General features: G+C 43.3%; 14 protein-coding genes. 13 read left to right on the forward strand and 1 reads right to left on the reverse strand.

Translation table 11 applies throughout. The features are described from left to right. Positions 1-43: 43 nt before the first annotated feature. The 12 genes from Q5873_RS04625 to rsmA all read left to right on the forward strand — a co-directional run bounded on the left by Q5873_RS04625 (position 44) and on the right by rsmA (position 14,806). Positions 44-1,087 (forward strand): hypothetical protein, encoded by a 1,044-nt coding sequence (locus Q5873_RS04625; protein ID WP_303059521.1) that lies wholly within the window; start codon positions 44-46, stop codon positions 1,085-1,087. After that, entirely contained in the window at positions 1,084-1,926 is an 843-nt protein-coding gene (locus Q5873_RS04630) for a PSP1 domain-containing protein (protein ID WP_303059523.1), read from the forward strand. Before Q5873_RS04625 ends, Q5873_RS04630 begins: the two co-directional genes overlap by 4 nt. Further along, positions 1,919-2,683 carry a tRNA1(Val) (adenine(37)-N6)-methyltransferase gene (locus Q5873_RS04635; protein ID WP_288300815.1) on the forward strand — a complete coding sequence of 255 codons (765 nt, stop codon included), beginning with the start codon at positions 1,919-1,921 and terminating at the stop codon, positions 2,681-2,683. Before Q5873_RS04630 ends, Q5873_RS04635 begins: the two co-directional genes overlap by 8 nt. Beyond that, positions 2,634-3,539 (forward strand): 16S rRNA (cytidine(1402)-2'-O)-methyltransferase, encoded by a 906-nt coding sequence (gene rsmI / locus Q5873_RS04640; protein WP_303059526.1) that lies wholly within the window; start codon positions 2,634-2,636, stop codon positions 3,537-3,539. The genes Q5873_RS04635 and rsmI overlap by 50 nt, the downstream gene beginning before the upstream one ends. Next, the gene (metG, locus tag Q5873_RS04645) at positions 3,536-5,482 is read left to right on the forward strand and encodes a methionine--tRNA ligase (protein WP_288300819.1); all 1,947 of its coding nucleotides are present in this window, start codon (positions 3,536-3,538) and stop codon (positions 5,480-5,482) included. Before rsmI ends, metG begins: the two co-directional genes overlap by 4 nt. A gap of 1 nt (position 5,483) precedes the next feature. Next, positions 5,484-6,254, forward strand: coding sequence for a TatD family hydrolase (locus Q5873_RS04650; RefSeq protein ID WP_205088164.1), 771 nt, complete (start codon positions 5,484-5,486; stop codon positions 6,252-6,254). Positions 6,255-6,495: 241 nt separating this feature from the next. Further along, a complete protein-coding gene (locus Q5873_RS04655; RefSeq protein WP_303059529.1) occupies positions 6,496-8,034 on the forward strand; it encodes a Ppx/GppA phosphatase family protein in 1,539 nt (512 codons plus the stop codon). A 12-nt stretch (positions 8,035-8,046) separates the two neighbouring features. Further along, positions 8,047-9,600: a Ppx/GppA phosphatase family protein gene (locus tag Q5873_RS04660; protein WP_303059531.1), complete on the forward strand. Its 1,554-nt coding sequence runs from the start codon at positions 8,047-8,049 to the stop codon at positions 9,598-9,600. 3 nt (positions 9,601-9,603) lie between these two features. Beyond that, a complete protein-coding gene (locus tag Q5873_RS04665; protein WP_205088161.1) occupies positions 9,604-11,727 on the forward strand; it encodes an RNA degradosome polyphosphate kinase in 2,124 nt (707 codons plus the stop codon). A 478-nt stretch (positions 11,728-12,205) separates the two neighbouring features. Continuing rightward, positions 12,206-13,186: a resuscitation-promoting factor gene (locus tag Q5873_RS04670; protein WP_205088160.1), complete on the forward strand. Its 981-nt coding sequence runs from the start codon at positions 12,206-12,208 to the stop codon at positions 13,184-13,186. A gap of 207 nt (positions 13,187-13,393) precedes the next feature. Continuing rightward, positions 13,394-13,933 carry a ribonuclease M5 gene (rnmV, locus tag Q5873_RS04675; protein ID WP_028255620.1) on the forward strand — a complete coding sequence of 180 codons (540 nt, stop codon included), beginning with the start codon at positions 13,394-13,396 and terminating at the stop codon, positions 13,931-13,933. 12 nt (positions 13,934-13,945) lie between these two features. After that, positions 13,946-14,806: a 16S rRNA (adenine(1518)-N(6)/adenine(1519)-N(6))-dimethyltransferase RsmA gene (gene rsmA, locus Q5873_RS04680; RefSeq protein WP_205088159.1), complete on the forward strand. Its 861-nt coding sequence runs from the start codon at positions 13,946-13,948 to the stop codon at positions 14,804-14,806. A 147-nt stretch (positions 14,807-14,953) separates the two neighbouring features. On the opposite strand, the gene Q5873_RS04685 is transcribed toward rsmA, so the two are convergent. Beyond that, positions 14,954-16,141 carry a sodium/glutamate symporter gene (locus Q5873_RS04685; protein ID WP_367997316.1) on the reverse strand — a complete coding sequence of 396 codons (1,188 nt, stop codon included), beginning with the start codon at positions 16,139-16,141 and terminating at the stop codon, positions 14,954-14,956. A gap of 510 nt (positions 16,142-16,651) precedes the next feature. Between Q5873_RS04685 and Q5873_RS04690 the strand changes: the two genes are divergently transcribed. Further along, entirely contained in the window at positions 16,652-17,500 is an 849-nt protein-coding gene (locus Q5873_RS04690; RefSeq protein WP_276627391.1) for a polysaccharide deacetylase family protein, read from the forward strand. The last annotated feature ends 7 nt before the right edge of the window (positions 17,501-17,507 follow it).

The raw sequence follows: 17,507 nt of genomic DNA on the forward strand, positions 1-17,507 counted from the left end.
TACGCACAGTAGGAACAGTAGTTGTATATAGGGAGGAATGCGGATGTCATATTTTTCACAGGTAGTGGGACAGCAATCGATTATCAATCATTTGACTACGCTCGTTACACGGAATATGCTACCGCATAGTCTGCTATTTTATGGCGAATCCGGTTTAGGAAAATTAAATACGGCTATCGGATTGGCCTCTCTTTTAATTGGCAGACAGGCACTCAGTCCCGATCAAGGTGAAACCTTTTTGCAACAGGTGCACGAAGCAAGGCGGCAAGATGGTGAGTCTGAAAAGAAGGCATCCGAAGAAGGTTTGCCTATTTATGTTGACGGTGGTACTGTCTTTTGGATCCGGCCGACGAAGACCGTGCTAAAAGTAGAGCAATGGTATCGTTTGTTGCAGGAATACATGGGACGCGCCGGTGATGGTAACCGTGTGGTAATTGTGGAGGATTTTCAGACGGCGAATGCAATTATGGCTAATGCCATGTTAAAGACGATTGAAGAGCCGCCACCGAATGTGTATTTTATTATTATTACTACACAGCTTTCTTCTGTCTTACCGACAATTCGGTCCCGCTGTATGGCAGTAGGATTTGGAGCTGTTGATGATGACAGTATACGACAGGCTATGAAGCAAAGAGGCTATCACGGTGATTTGACAGAGGCGTTGGCAGCGGGACACGGAAATCCCTTATTGGTGCAAAAATTAGCCGAAGAAGGGGTACCTAAACAATTAGAAACAGCTGTTACCGTATTGGAATTGTTAGGTGAACGTCGATTTTTTACACGTATTTCTTTATTGTTGGAGTCGCTGGATAGGGAAAAGCTGCGAGAGGTGTTTCGCTGGATGCGCGTTTTGGGACGTGATATGATGGTACTCCGTGCCGGTGGTGCCCATAGTTTGTTGCAGTGTCCCTTATATGAGAAACGACTGTTGCGTATGTTACACGGATGGAGCACGCGATCATTGGTAGCACTGCAGCGAGAGCTGTTGGATGCGGATGATGCGTTACGATTATATGTGAAAGCCGCCTTGGTGGTAGATGGAGTCATTATTGCTCTGCGCCAAGCGGTGAAGGAGGATATACGGTGATTACCATTGTAGGTATTCGATTTAAAAAAGCCGGGAAGATTTATTATTTTTCTCCCGGTGGTGCTGATTTGGCATTGGGCGACGGCGTTATTGTTGAGACGGCGCGCGGTGTTGAATTCGGTGATGTAGTGATTGCGCCGCGGCAAGTAGACGATAATTCTGTGGTACAGCCGCTGAAAAGTGTTATTCGCAAAGCGACGGCTAAAGATTATAAGCAGGTAGAAAAAAATAAACAGCGTGAGAAGAAAGCCTTCGATATTGGTTTGGAAAAAATTGCACATCGAGGCTTGCCCATGAAACTTATCAATGTAGAGTATACATTTGACATGAGCAAAATTATTTTCTTCTTTACTGCCGACGGTCGTATCGATTTCCGCGAGTTAGTTAAGGACTTAGCCACTGTATTCCGTACACGTATTGAATTGCGTCAGGTCGGTGTGCGTGATGAAGCAAAAATTATTAACAGTATCGGCGCCTGTGGACGACCGCTGTGTTGTTCCACGTTTTTAGGAGACTTCACACCCGTGTCAATCCGAATGGCTAAGGATCAGAATTTAAGCTTAAATCCAACTAAAATTTCCGGCGTTTGCGGCCGTTTGATGTGTTGCTTGAATTATGAAAACGATTTGTACGCCAAGGGTGGCGATTTATATACGGAAAAAACAAAACAGGCGCCGGTTATTACGGAACCACCAGGGGTGGGCAAAGAAGTAGTTACCGATGAAGGGCTTGGAAAAGTTGTTCGTATTAATCGTAACAAGAAAATGGTGAAGGTACAATTTGATGGAGGTCGTACTGTTGATTTACCGTGGTCGGAGGTAGCTTTGCCGGATGACTGAGCATGTGAAAGAACGGTTAGTGGATCTTTTAATCGACGATTTGAAAATTTGGCAACGACCCGATGAATTTTGTTTTTCGTTAGATACGGTTATTCTTACTTATTTTGCTACCGTGCATAGCAAACGAAAGTATATTGATTTAGGGACAGGAACGGCAGCTATCCCCTTGCTGTTGACATCAAGGGGGGCCGGTACGGTTACTGCGGTAGAAATAAATCCGATTATGGCTGATCTGGCCAGGCGGAATGTGAAGATGAATGAACGCGAGCATCGTATTACCGTAGTGGAAGGAGATTATCGCGATCGTACGCTACTAGCGGCGGAAGCCTTTGACGGTGTCATTGTGAATCCGCCGTATTTTTCTGTAGGCAATGGGCGTGTAGCAACCGGAGTTGGACGGGCTATGGCTCGCCATGAAACGGTGACGGCATTGGATGATGTCTTGGAGTCGGCCTACCGTCTGGTCAAGTTTCATGGACATGTGTGGTTGATTTATAGGGCGGAACGATTGGCGGAGCTACTCGTCGGTATGGAGCGATATAGGCTTACACCGAAACGATTGCGAATGATACATAGTTTAGTAGGGCGTCCGGCAAAGTTGGTTGTGGTGGAAGGTCGTAAGGGGGCTGCGGCCGGTATGGAAGTGGAGCCTCCCTTATATATTTATGATACACCTGGCGTGTATAGTGAGGAGGTGATGAGCTGGTATGGAGAAAAAGAGTGGCATACTGTATCTTGTGCCGACACCCATCGGTAACATGGAGGATATGACGTACCGCGCCGTTAGAACATTGGCAGAGGTAGATTATATTGCTGCCGAAGATACAAGACACAGCGGTATTTTGTTATCTCATTTTGACATTCATACACCGATGATATCCTATCATGAGCATAATAAGGCGGAAAAAGGAACGCAGCTGTTGACGATGCTGCAAGAGGGTAAATCTATAGCAGTTATCAGTGATGCGGGCATGCCGGCGATTTCAGATCCCGGTGCGGATATTGCACGGCGGGCACTGGAATTAGGAATTCAGGTTGTTCCTTTGCCGGGGGCCAATGCAGGACTGACGGCACTTATTGCTTCCGGTCAGGATACGACGGGATTCTGCTTTATCGGTTTCTTACCGAAAAAGGGACGACATCGCCTCGAGGTATTAACGCGCGTCGGCGCCTATGAAGAAACATTGATTTTCTATGAAGCACCACACCGAATCCGCGAAGTATTGAGTGATATGAAGAGGGTGTTGGGAAATCGCCCGGTTGCTATTGCCCGCGAGCTAACCAAACGTTTCGAGGAATTTACGTATACCAATCTTGCATCTGTTGTAGCCGATGAGGAGAGTTTAACCTTGAAAGGTGAGTTTGTTATTATCATTGGCGGCGTTAAAACGCGACTTGATGAAGATAACGCTGAGGGGTATACTAATATAAATGACCTATCCTACGAGGAAGAGGTTGGAGAACTGATGGCAAAGGGTATCGCCAAAAAAGAAGCCATACGCGAAGTGGCGAAGCGGCGCGGTGTATCTCGCCGTGAGGTATACAATGCCGTTGAACGAGCGAATCAAACTAATAGTGAGGTTCGTAGCCAAGCCGAGGAGGAACAAGAATGACAGAGAAGAAAAAAACGTTTTATATTACGACACCGATATATTATCCCAGCGCGAAACTGCATATCGGGCATACCTATTGTACGGCTATTGCCGATACAATTGCTCGATATAAACGCCGTGCCGGATTTGATGTACGCTTTTTGACGGGGTCCGATGAACACGGTCAAAAAATTCAGCGTATTGCCGAAGCTATGGGAATTACTCCTTTGGAATATACCACTGATATTGTTAAAGGCTTCCAAAATTTGTGGAAGAAAATGAATATCTCCAATGACGACTTCATCCGGACGACGGAACCTCGTCATGAAAAAGTGGTACAGGAGCTATTCCAAAAGGCCTACGATAAGGGAGATATTTATAAATCTACCTATGAAGGTTGGTATTGTACGCCGTGCGAAACCTTTTGGACGGAACAAAAGCTGGGAGAAAATCACACCTGTCCCGATTGCGGTCGCCCTGTAGAACGCATTCAAGAAGAAAGTTATTTCTTTAAGATGAACAAATACGCCGATCGTTGGCTGAAATTTATCGAGGACAATCCGGACTTCATTCAGCCGGAATCACGCCGTAATGAAATGATTCAATTTGTAAAGCAGGGGCTGGAAGACTTATGCGTATCCCGTACCAGTTTTGATTGGGGGATTAAGGTGCCCTTCGATCCGAAGCATGTTGTGTATGTATGGTTCGATGCATTGGTTAACTATATCAGTGCGCTGGCACCGGATGATCCTTCCAGTGATTTGTATGAACGGTTCTGGCCGGCTGATTTACACTTGGTTGGTAAAGAAATTGTTCGATTCCATTCTATTATTTGGCCGATTATGCTTATGAGTCTGGAGTTGCCGTTGCCTAAAAAGGTATATGGTCATGGCTGGCTTATTGTTGATGGTACCAAGATGAGTAAATCCTTAGGGAACGTAATCGATCCAATTCCACTTATCGATACGTATGGTTCGGATGCACTGCGCTATTATTTGCTCAGTGAAATTCAGTTGGGACATGATGGTAACTTTACATTGCCGAATTTTGTACAGCGTGTCAACTCTGATTTAGCTAATGATTTAGGTAATCTGTTAAATCGTACGGTAGCTATGATTGAAAAATATCATGGTGGTGTGATTACGGCTATGCCGTCGGTTGGTGAATTTGATATCTCCTTAAAAGAAATGGCAGAAGAAACGGTGTCTACCTACGAACAATGCATGGAAAGCTATGAATTGAACCGTGCATTGAAAGCGGTATGGGCATTTATCGGTCGTACGAATAAGTATATCGATGAAACCATGCCGTGGGTATTGGCGAAGGGTGCTAACGAAGGAGATGCAGAACGTCTGCAAACGGTTATGTATCATTTGGCTGAAGCATTGCGCATTATCGCTGTATTGGTAGATCCGGTAATTCCGACAGGAGCACCGAAAATTTGGGAACAGCTGGGTCTTTCCGGATTTGAGACAGCATCACTTGATGATGTACGCGCTTGGGGCGGATTGGCCAGCGGTACTAAGGTACAGAAGGGACAACCGATTTACCCTCGTTTTGATATGCCTGAAATGGTAGAGGCAACACCGGTTGAAGAACCGGCACAGGAAGAGGAAGCTCAGGATATTCCACCGATTAAAGAAAACATTGAATATGATGATTTCGCTAAACTTGATTTACGTGTAGCTACAGTGTTGACCTGTGAAAAGGTGAAAAAATCTAAGAAGTTGTTAAAATTCACGTTAGACGTAGGTGTCGAAGAACGTACGGTAGTAAGCGGCATTTCGCAATATTATGAACCGGAACAGTTGATTGGTAAAAAGGTAATTTATCTGGCTAACCTGGCACCGAAAAAATTGATGGGCATTGAGTCGTATGGTATGATTTTGTCCGCATCAGATTTTGCGGATAATTTGGAAGTAACAAACATTGATTCTTTGCCGGCAGGAAGTCTGGTGAAATAATATGCGTTTATTCGATACTCATGCGCATGTGAATGAGGAGCGCTTTGATAATGATCGTACCGAAATGTTGGACGCTTGTTTTGCGGCAGGGGTAGAATATATTATGTGCCCCGCTGTGGATAGGGCTACGGCAGAGTCGGCCATCGCCTTGGCTGATCAGTACGAACAAATTTATGCAGCGGTAGGTGTGCATCCTCATGAATCGAAGGATGTTACCGAAGAAGACTACGAATATTTTAAAGATATGGCATTACATCATGATAAGGTAAAGGCCATTGGTGAAATCGGATTAGATTATTACTATGATTTCTCTGATCGTGAAACACAAATGAAAGAGTTTAAGCGTCAGTTAGCGCTGGCTCGTGAAGTCGATTTACCTATCATTATTCACGATCGTGATGCACACGGTGATATTCTTGATACACTGCGTACGTATGGCAAAGGAAATTTCGGTATTTTCCATTGCTATTCCGGTAGTTGGGAAATGGCTAAAGAGTGTATGAAGCTGGGATATTATATTTCGTTTGCAGGACCGGTAGTATTTCCGAAGTCCACACGACTAAAAGAAGTAGCACAGCAAGTGCCGTTGGACCGGATTTTGATTGAAACAGATTCGCCATACTTGACGCCGCCACCGTTCCGCGGTCGCCGCAACGATCCGACAAAGACACAATTTGTAGCAGAAGAGATTGCGCGATTGAAAGGGATAACAGCAGATGAACTGGCTGAAATTGCGTTGGAAAACGGTAAACGTCTCTTTGGCATTCAGTAGATGATTTCACTGATTCGTTAATGTTGATTACTGACAATTTTGCGAATGATAAACTTATAAAGGAAAGCGTCGCTTTTGATGGGAAAATCCTATTGAAGGCGACGCTTTTTTGTGGTTAGACTTGAAAAGAATGTCTGCATTGGGTAAGATTGAAGTAGATCGTCTACCGCAATACGGTAGATTTTACTTACCATAGGTAATGCAATTAGTATCGAGCAGTGAATTATTATAGGGGGATGCGATGAAGCGAGTTTCGTTTATAGATTTGGGTTCTAACTCCGTACGATTTGTAATTATGGAAATTGCAGATAACGGTAGTTATCAGTTGATTTATCAACAGAAGGAGAGTATCCGCTTAAGCGAGAATATGTGGACACATAACCGTCTTACGGAAGAGGCGATTCAACGTGCGTTGAGTAGTATGAAAGCCTTTTCTCATATGGCAGAGGCGATGGATAGTCATGAAATTTACGCGGTTGCGACGGCAGCGGTGCGGTTAGCGCATAACGGCGGCGAATTTATCGAACGGGTAAAAGAAGAAACCGGGATCGATTTGGTTTGTATCAGCGGTGAGGAGGAAGCGCATCTTGGGTTCCTCGGTGTCATTAACACAATCGGTTTACGAGATTTTGTGTTGTTTGACTTGGGCGGTGCCAGCGTGGAAGTGACATTGGTACGAGATAGACAGGCTTTACGATCGGTTAGTCTTCCCATGGGGGCACTAACATTAACCGGTAAATTTCAAAGTGGTAAAGAGATGTCCGGTGAAGAGCGGCTGCGCATGCAAGCATATATTCAGGAGCTGTTGTCGGATGAAGAATGGCTAGCCGGAGTGGGATTACCTTTGGTAGGTATCGGCGGTACGGCACGTAACCTAGCAAAGATGGACCAGCGTGCTCATGAATATCCTATAGCCAAACTTCATAATTACGAATTGACGAGAGAGCGGTTGGAGGCTATTTATCGTCAAGTATGTAATAAAACATTGGCACAGCGGCGCAAGATTTCAGGATTATCACAGGAACGGGCCGACATTATTATTGCCGGTACGGCATTAATCATAGAATTGATGGATTACACCAAAGCATCAGCTATGCGTGTCAGCGGATGTGGTTTACGTGAAGGTTTGTTTTATCGATATTACGGCGAGAATTACATGAATCCTGACGGTATCATTGATAATATTTTGCTTCATTCGGCAGAAAATGTATTGTTGGGAATGCCGCAAAACGATTTGATTCACGCGAAATACATTGCACGTTTAACGGATATGCTTTACGAGCAGTGGCAAAGTTTGCACGGCGGTGATGATCGAATGCGCGAACTGCTCCGAGTAGCTGCGCTACTGCATGATATCGGTAAACGAATTAATTATTACAGCCATGCGCGGCATAGTGCGTATATGATTGTCAACAGTAATTTGTATGGAATCTCCCATTACGAACAAGCAATGTGCTCTTTTATGGCCGCCGATTCTCATGGAGCTAATAGCAAATATATGAAGATCAGTCCTTATGGTCGTCTGCTCAGTGATGATGATAAAGGTGTGGTACATCGTACATCTATGATGTTGGCGCTGGCGGAGGCCATTGATGAAAGCCATGAACAGGCTACCGTGTCTGTATCGACAGTCATCAAGGACGACGTGGTAGAGTTGACTGTATGGACTAAGCATGGTGTAAATACATCGATTGCGGAAGTGGCAGTTAATAAATTGTTGAAGCAATTTAAGAAAGAATACAAGAGAACATTACATGTTAAATGGTGCGAAGCCTTGTAAGGAGGTAACGATATGGCCTTACAAAAGCCCTTGCTTTACGGAATTTTACATCTGGGAGCAAGTAGTATGAGTATGACTATCGTTGAATACACAACGTTAGACCAAGTAAAAATAATCGAATATGCCAGTCGTGATGTTACGTTCGGGGAAGAACTGTTTCAGAATCATCGCCTTTCCTTTGACACGATTGAAGAAATTTGTCGTGTGTTGAAGGGATATAAACGGTTGATGAAGGAGTACGGCGTAACGGAGTATAAGGTGTATGGCACGGCGATTGTTCGAGAAGCAGATAATAGAAGAAGTATTCTGGATCAGATTTTTATCCAAACCGGATTTACCGTTGAAGTTGTGGATATGCCGAAAGAAATTTATTATAAATACTTTGGACTGTACTATCATATGACAAAGGAAGGGTTTACCGATACAAAGGATGCGGCTTTATTTTTGGATATCACTTCGGGTGGTGTAGGCATCACTGTATGGCAAGGCGGTGCTATGCTCTTTCAAGAAAATGTACATATCGGTACCTTGCGTGTTATGGAATCGTTTAATCGGAACCAAAGATCGTCGTTATCGTTTCCTGATGCGGTAGGCGAATACCTTTATAGCATGTTATCGCCGGTGCGTGATGAAGTAAGTCGTTTTAATGTAAAATATGTTATTTTGTCCGGGGACGAAGCAAAACAAATTGCGCGCTTAATGGGTGTTGAGTCTTCGGGAGCAAGAGGAACGGTAGCTATGTTGCCACAACAATTCAATCAATTTGTGGATTCCTTTCACGGTGTCACCTCTACAAAACTGATGAATCGTTTCGGCTTACCGGAACACCGCGCTAATATTTTGATGCCTACATTGGTTCTGTATCATGAAATATTAAAAATGGTTCACGCTCAAACGTTACTTATCAGTTCATCCGGTTTTGTTAACGGAGTTACTTTGTACTATGGAGCGGAAGTAGAAAATCATCCGTTTTTATATATGCTGCGTGAACAAAATGTACAACTGGCACGATCGGTAGCACAACGATATCATGTGGATGAGACGCATGCTCGGGAAGCAGAACGGTTTGGGCTGCAGATTTGTGATGCTTTACAGGACCATGGAATTACAACGCGTATGGCATTTTTATTACGTATAGCAGCCATTCTTTCGGAAGTAGGTAAGTATGTAAGTCTGCGCAATCACAGTGAACACGGTTATCACATCGTAATGGGAACGGATATTTTCGGACTTTCCGATCGAGAAAAGGAAATTGTGGCCAATGTTGTGTATTATCAATATAAGGGAACGCCCGGTGATGACGATGATAATTTTAGGCGCCTTAGAGAATTGCAAAAAATTTGTGTCACAAAATTAGTGGCTATTTTACGTATGGCACGGGCATTGGATGCTAGTCATAAGCATAAGATTGAACGTATTTCATTACATCGCCGTGATAGCAACATCGTGGTAGAAGCCGTAGCACAAGAGGAGGTATCTCTGGAAAAATGGACCTTTGCCCGAGAAGCCGACTATTTCAGCGAAGTGTTCGGCTTATCTATCAAGCTTAAGATTGGAGGCAGATAAGGGATGTTTACCAATTCGAAATATTATTTTAATCGTGAATTATCCTGGTTAAAGTTTAATCAGCGGGTATTGCAGGAAGCCATCGACAAATCAAATCCACTTATGGAAAAATTACGCTTCATTGCTATTACCAGTTCTAACCTGGATGAATTTTTTATGATTCGCGTAGCCGGATTGAGACATCAGGAGGCTAATGGCATTGTTCGTTACGATGCGGCTCATATGGATGCGAAAGCACAACTCAAGGCAATTGATGAATCGGCTAAGCGCCTAGTGCGCGTACAATATACCTATTTGCGCAATGTGTTGAGTGCCTTGGAAAAGGAAGGTTTATATTTTGTTACGCCTCAGGACTTAACGGAGAAACAGCAGGCATGGCTGCGAACGTATTTTGAACGAGAGGTATATCCTGTAGTAACTCCGCTGGCAGTCGATTCGGGTCACCCGTTTCCGTTCTTGGCAAACAAGACGATGAATACAGTAGTTACGATTCGACATCGTGAGGGACATAAAAATAGCACAGCAAATGAAAAAATTGCTATCTTGCCGATACCTTCTGTATTGAATCGAATTGTGGAGCTTCCGTCGGTAGATAAAAATAAACGTCAGTTTATGTATTTGGAAGATATCATTACCTATTATGCCGATGCATTTTTTATGGGACACGAAATTGTCAACTCCATGACATTTCGAGTGACTCGTGATGCGGATTTGGAAATTGATGAAGAGGAAGCAAAGGACCTTTTGCGAGAAATGGAAGAGTCCCTGCGACGTCGTCGACGAGGGGAAGCCGTTCGCTTGGAAGTTATGGGGGAAGGAAATAAAGACTTATTGCAATTCATTTTGAACAGTCTTCGTTTACAACCGGGCGATGTATATGAAGTAGGCGGCCATTTAGATTTATGCATGTATTTTGGGTTTTGCGATATGCCGGGCTATGAGCATTTACGTTATAAGCCTTTTGAATCGTGCGAACCGGCCGAACTGGTAGGGCATGAGGGAGAACGCATTTTTTCAGTAATTCGTCAGGGGGATATCTTCGTTCATCATCCGTTTGAAACGTTTAGGGTAGTAGAAGACTTTGTGGCACAAGCGGCTAACGATCCGGATGTGTTGGCCATTAAGCAAACATTGTACCGCGTTAGTGGTGATTCGCCGATTATTTCTTCGTTGGTTAAGGCGGCGGATAATGGCAAACAGGTAACGGTTCTTATGGAGGTTAAGGCCCGCTTTGATGAAGCCAATAATATATTAATGGCACGACGTTTGGAAAAGGCAGGGTGCCATGTAATCTATGGTTTAAAAGGGCTTAAGACACATTCGAAAATTACTATGGTCGTACGTCGTGAAGATGATGTTATTCGTCGTTATGTGCATTTGGCAACAGGGAACTATAATGGGAAAACAGCGCGTATGTATACGGACTGTGGGATTTTCACCTGTAATGATGAATACGGCGAAGATGCGTCGGCTTTCTTTAATTTAATTTCCGGCTATTCGGATCCGCCGATTTGGAATAAATTTATTGTGGCGCCGTTAAATCTTCGTGAAAAAATTATGGCAAATATTGATGAAGAAATTGCTTGGGCGGAACGTGGCGAGGAAGCGTATATCATTGCAAAAATGAATTCGTTACTGGATAAAAAAGTAATTGCTAAGTTGTATGAAGCTTCTTCAAAGGGTGTTACTATTGATTTGATTGTACGAGGTATCTGTACATTGCGTCCAGGAATCCCCGGAGTCAGCGAAAATATTCGGGTGCGATCTGTTGTGGGACGTTTTTTGGAGCACCACCGATTATTTTACTTCCGCCATGGCGGTAAAGACAGTACATTCCTATCAAGTGCTGATTGGATGCCACGTAATTTGAACGATCGTGTGGAACTAATGATACCTATCGAGGAAAAACGTCATAAGGATCGCATACGTCGTATTTTGGATTTATACCTGGCGGATAACACGAAGGCGCATGTCATGCGTGCCGATGGTTCTTATCGAAAATTGGTTACTAAAGAAGATGGTATCAGCGTACAGAAAACGCTGATGAAGGATGCCTTGAAAGCAGTGGAGAAACCATCCATGACAGTTATAGAACGAATGCAACCGATGATGAAATCGGACAAATAAAATGGTTGAAATCGATGAATAGGGTTCTGCCATAAATCACCAACCTTATATGTATAGTGAGATGTATCTATCGTGGACATCCATAGGTGGATATAATTCTGCGAATCGTTAAGTTTGGTTGCCGTCGTTTATGGGGAGTTGGAATATGATTTTGATTCAATGAATTATCACTTCAAATGAATAATAGATTGAAAAGCCTTGTCCTAAGCGAATTTACAGCTCTTGAAGAATTGTAAATAACTTGACAAGGCTTTGCTATTACTTAAATGAATATAAAATGAAGAAATAAAAAGTGATAACATAATTTTAAAAATAAATATTTAGTCGGTGTGTTTTTGTGATGGACTTAAAGAGATGAGGGAAAAATAGGAAAAGCATGATGAAATAAGAGTTTATCGTATGCTTGAATGGACGATGTTTACCAATGTTTGACGGAGGTATCTCTTTGTGGTAGAATACGTAAGGCAGGAGGGATTAGATGACAAAATATCTGACAATGCAGAAACGTCATATGACGTTACTGTTAACACTCTTACTTGTCTTACTGATTACCGTTTCCGGCTTTGCTTGGAATGTAAAAACGGTGACGATCGAAGCCGATGGTCAAACACAGACAATTAAGACACACCTCAACTCTGCTTCCGGAATTTTACGTGATGCAGGTATTTCCATGGGCGCCAAGGATGCTGTACTTACCAGCACGCAGACCCTACAAGACGGTACCGTAATTACTGTTTTGCGCGCGTTCCCTGTAAACGTAACCGTTAATGGCAAGACATCAACTGTGATGACTGTACAGCATACGGCACGGGGGCTGGCTGATGAGTTGGGATATAAGGCACCTAATTACGTACCTAGTGGTGATGAAGGCGAAGTGCTTAAAGCAGGCAGTTCTATTTCCATTGCTCATGTGACGAGTCGTTCCGTCAAGGAAACAGAACGACAGATTGATGTGCAAGAGGTACGTCAGCGTGACGATACTATGCATATCGGTGAAACTCAGGTAGTGCAGGAAGGAACGCCGGGGGTAGAGCAGGTTCGTGAAGAAGTGCTCTATGAGAACGGCAAAGAAATAAAACGACGAATCATACAGAAAACTCCCCTTAAAGAAATGGTGCCAACTATTATTAAGGAGGGAGGCCGTGATTCAATCGAAACATCGCGCGGTAATATGCGATATAAAGAAGTGCTGACTATGGAGGCCAGTGCGTATTTACCCGGTGATGGAGACGGTCGAGGTATTACGGCAACCGGTATGGTAGCTCGCCGAGGAGTAGTGGCGGTTGACCCGGATGTAATCCCATTGGGTACGCGACTTTATATCCCCGGATATGGTGTGGCGATTGCAGCCGATACCGGTGGAGCTATTGTAGGTAACAGAATTGATTTATTAATGGAAGATTATGGCGAAGCAATGAATTTTGGTCGACGTTCGGTAGAGGTCTACATATTACAGTAAGTGCATTATAGGTGAATGTGATATATAGGTTTTGAGGCGTCGGGAGATAAATGAAATCTCTGTGATGAAATAAGATGCTCGTTAAAAGCGACAGACAGAACAGACGATGTGAAAGCTACTATCGTTTGACTGTTTGTCGCTTTTCTATTTATGGTAGATTTGCTAAAATAAAAGAGGCAAACTTGTAAGAAAGGCCGGTGATACATTATGTTAAAAGAAGTGATTGTGGTAGAAGGTAAATCGGATATACAACGCATTGCACAGGCGGTTGAAGCTGACTGCATTGCAACAGAAGGTTTTACACTGCGAGCCGGTGTGTTGGAACAAATCGAAGCGGCTTATAATAAACGAGGTATTATTATTTTGACGGATCCCGATACGGCGGGGGAACGTATCCGTAGATTTTTATCTAAAAAATTTCCTAATGCACAGCATGCATTTGTTGCGCGAGAAGATGCGTTGGCTAATAATGATATCGGCATTGAGCAAGCATCTCCGGAAGCCATTCGTCGTGCATTAGCTAAGTTGCATACGCAGACAATGACATCATCCGAATTGTTTACGATGCAGGATATGGTCGCTCACGATCTTACAGGCTGTCCGGCAAGTGCGGGCCGCCGTGCATTGATTGGTGATAAATTGGGAATCGGGTACGGTAATAGCAAACAATTTTTATATCGGTTAAATCATTATGGAATTACGCGTGAAGAGTTTAATGCTGCCTTGCGCGATGATCAAATCAGTTAACGGAGGAACTGCATGTTAGAATCTATTATAGCCAGTCCGGAAGTCGTACACTATGTCTGCAAGCGGTTCGGCATACATATGAGTAAGAAACTGGGACAGAATTTCTTAATTCGCCGCTCGGTGGTAGATGAAATTGTAGCTGCTGCGGAACTTACTGCAGGCGAGCCTGTGTTGGAAATTGGTCCCGGCATTGGTACGCTTACACAAGGCTTGGCGCAAAGTGGGGCAGCGGTGACGGCTGTTGAATTGGATCGTCGCTTGTTAGAAGTTCTTGATACTACCTTGGCACAGTACAACAACGTTCGTATTATTCATGGTGATGTATTAAAGGTAAATATTCCGGAAATTATGAATCATAAACCATTTAAGGTGGTTGCTAATTTACCGTATTACATTACAACGCCGATAATAATGTCTTTGTTGGAAATGAAGCTTCCCATAGAACGATTGGTGGTTATGGTGCAACGTGAAGTGGCTGAGCGCATGGTGGCACAACCGGGAACGAAGGCCTATGGGGCGTTATCGGTAGCGGTTCAGTATTATACGGAACCATCTATTGTAATGGATGTGCCTCCACGGGCGTTTATGCCGGCGCCGGAGGTAACCAGTGCTGTTATTTGTTGCCGCTTGCGGGAGAAACCACCGGTGGAAGTAGCTGATGAAAAATTATTTTTCCGCGTCGTTAAGGCAGCATTCGCTCAGCGTCGAAAAACCTTTAGTAATACGATGAAGACAACCGGTTTGGATAAGGAAACCATCGCATCTGTTTTAGCGAAAGCTAATATTGACGGCGCGCGGCGGGGAGAAACATTCTCTTTACAAGAATTAGCTGACGTAGCTAATGCATGGTATGCGTTGCTGCAAGATAAATAATGGTAAGATAATTAATAGTAAGATACGTAATGATAAGATAAAAAGTAAAGTGATGTAAAAGGAAAGAGCACTGAATTTTAATTCAGTGCTCTTTCTGTATGTAGGACCAATTATAATGGGTTATACGCTAACCGAATATAATAGGTATTATAGCATTTTTGCCATAAAGGTAATCAAAAATGCATTGGTGAAGTCAATGAGGAAAGCCCCAACTAACGAAACAACGAGCCATGCCTTAGGAGAAGGACCGTGTTTGTCAGCTAAGGAAAGCATATTAACGAGTGCGTTAGGTGTAGCTCCAAGGCCGAAACCGATTGCGCCGGTACCGAGCATAACTGCATCGTAATTGCGCTGGAAAATCCAGAAAATGAGGTAGGCAAAGATAACAATAGCAACTATCTGGTAGGCCAAAATAGCCAATAGTGGAATAGCTAAATCGATGAGCTGTACCAGTTTTAAACTGTTAATAGCCATGGTTACAAAGATACTTAACGAAACATTAGATACGGCATCTAATGCAGCACTATTAATATGATAGGACCCGGTAAGGTCACCGTAGTTTCGAATGACAGCAGCGACAATCATGGCACCGATGTAGGCCGGTAACGGACCAACAGCAATAGAAAGGCCATAACTTACAATGGTACCTAGGCCAAGGGAAATACCAACAATGGCGATAGTATTCATTAACTGCGGTAATGTAAAGCTCTTGCTTTCTGCGTCTTCGTTAGACATATCAATACCATCTGCCTGTAGCAGAGAAGGATCTTCAGCAGGCGTTGTTACTTTGTGCATCTTAATGATGCGTTCTCCCACTGGAGCTCCTATAAGCGTACCGGCTACCATACCGAAAGTAGCTGCTGCGATGGCTGCGGTAGCTATACCAGGCATACCCAACTGTTCTTGGAAGAAGAGGCCGAAGGCCCCGGCTGTGCCAAGACCGCCAATCATAGAAACGGAGCCGGCCATGATGCCGAATATCGGATGAATGCCCATAAGTTTTGCAATGATAATACCACCGGCATTTTGTACCACAATCCAGGCGGTACAAACAATCCAGAAAATAATAATACCGATACCGCCTTTTTTAAGAACGCTTAGGCTGGCCATAAGACCGATGGTGGTAAAGAAGGCCAACATGAGGAAGCTCTGTAAGGAGCTTTCAAAGGAAATGTTGATGATTTTATAATACGATAAAAACGCGCAGATAAATGCAAAGGGCAAACCGCCGATAGCCGGTGCCGGCATACACACTTTCTGCAAAAAGGATGAATGTTTTTTTATGAATTCACCCAGATACAATGTTACAATTGCCAAGGCAACGGTTTGGATCATGGATAATTTCAATGTCCAGACGCCGTTTACGAGGCTTAAGTCAATAAGACCTTTCACTTGAAAAACCCCCTTTTTGTATTTTATAGATTGGTCCTCGTCAACATAATAGCATAAAAATTTTTTCTATAGAATAGTTATAGGTATATCAATGACGCATATGTGTATCACTGTAATGTATATATTGAGGAGATACAATATACAGAACTGCTCCGGTCGTATTCTCAATAATTGAGAAGCGCACAGACAAAGGGTTTATATTTGTACGCACAGAGAAAATAGATTATTACTATATGAGATAGATGAGAAGGCTTTATGAAATACAATTACATAATTTATGACTTATCTATAATAGAAGGAGTTCTTACCAATAAATTTCATAGGTCAAGATATTGAAAGTCATGGCGAAGTGTGCTATTTTTATAACGCATTACATAGTTGGTGTAATGACAATGATGTAGGTGAAAATACCTCAACATTCAGGTGAACGGATAGGAATGGAGTCATAAGGGCATGAAACGAAAAATAAAATATTGGTGTACGGTTGTAGGCATATTTATATTAGGCGCGGCAATGTATATAGGTGGGTGTTGGTGGACAGCCTCTTATTCTACTATCGCAGGAGTACCTATCCTTAATTATCATCAAGTGAATGATGTGAATTATTCACCGCTTACTATGCAGGTGCCTCATTTTGAACAACAAATGGCATACTTGCACGATAACGGATATCATACAATTACCTTAGATGAGTTATATGCGTTTTTGGAGGAAGGTAAAGCATTGCCGGATAAGGCAGTGGTGATTACCTTTGATGATGGCTATCAAGACAATTATAAAAATGCGTTGCCGATTCTAAAAAAATATGGGATGAAGGCAACCGTATTTATGATTGGTGATTCTGTTGGAGCACCGCGGTTTATGACGGCTGATGAGTTGCGGACTATGCAACAAAATGGCATTGATGTTGAGTCGCATACATATAGTCATAAGGATTTGACGAAGATGGATCAAGCAAACGTTGAATCGGAATTGATGCGATCCAGGTTAATCTTGGAGGATGTATTGCATAAGCCGGTGCGTTATGTAGCATATCCTTGTGGATTTTACAACGACACGGTGTTGAAAGCCACCAAGGACACAGGCTATCGTCTGGGCCTTACAGTAACGACAGGGAATGCTCGGCGCGGCGATAATCCTTTAGCATTGCAGCGGTTGGCTGTGTTTGAAGGGGACGATCCATTCTTGAGTATGCGTATACGACTGCACATGGCTGATCTCGTAGGTAGTATGTGGAAGTTACGCGATGCGTTACGTGATCACGGTTATGTAGAAATTGCGTCTAAGGTGCCTTTGATTTAAAAAAGTA

Origin of the sequence: Veillonella magna (assembly GCF_959600285.1) — a bacterium.
Classification (GTDB): Bacteria; Bacillota; Negativicutes; order Veillonellales; family Veillonellaceae; genus Veillonella_A; species Veillonella_A magna.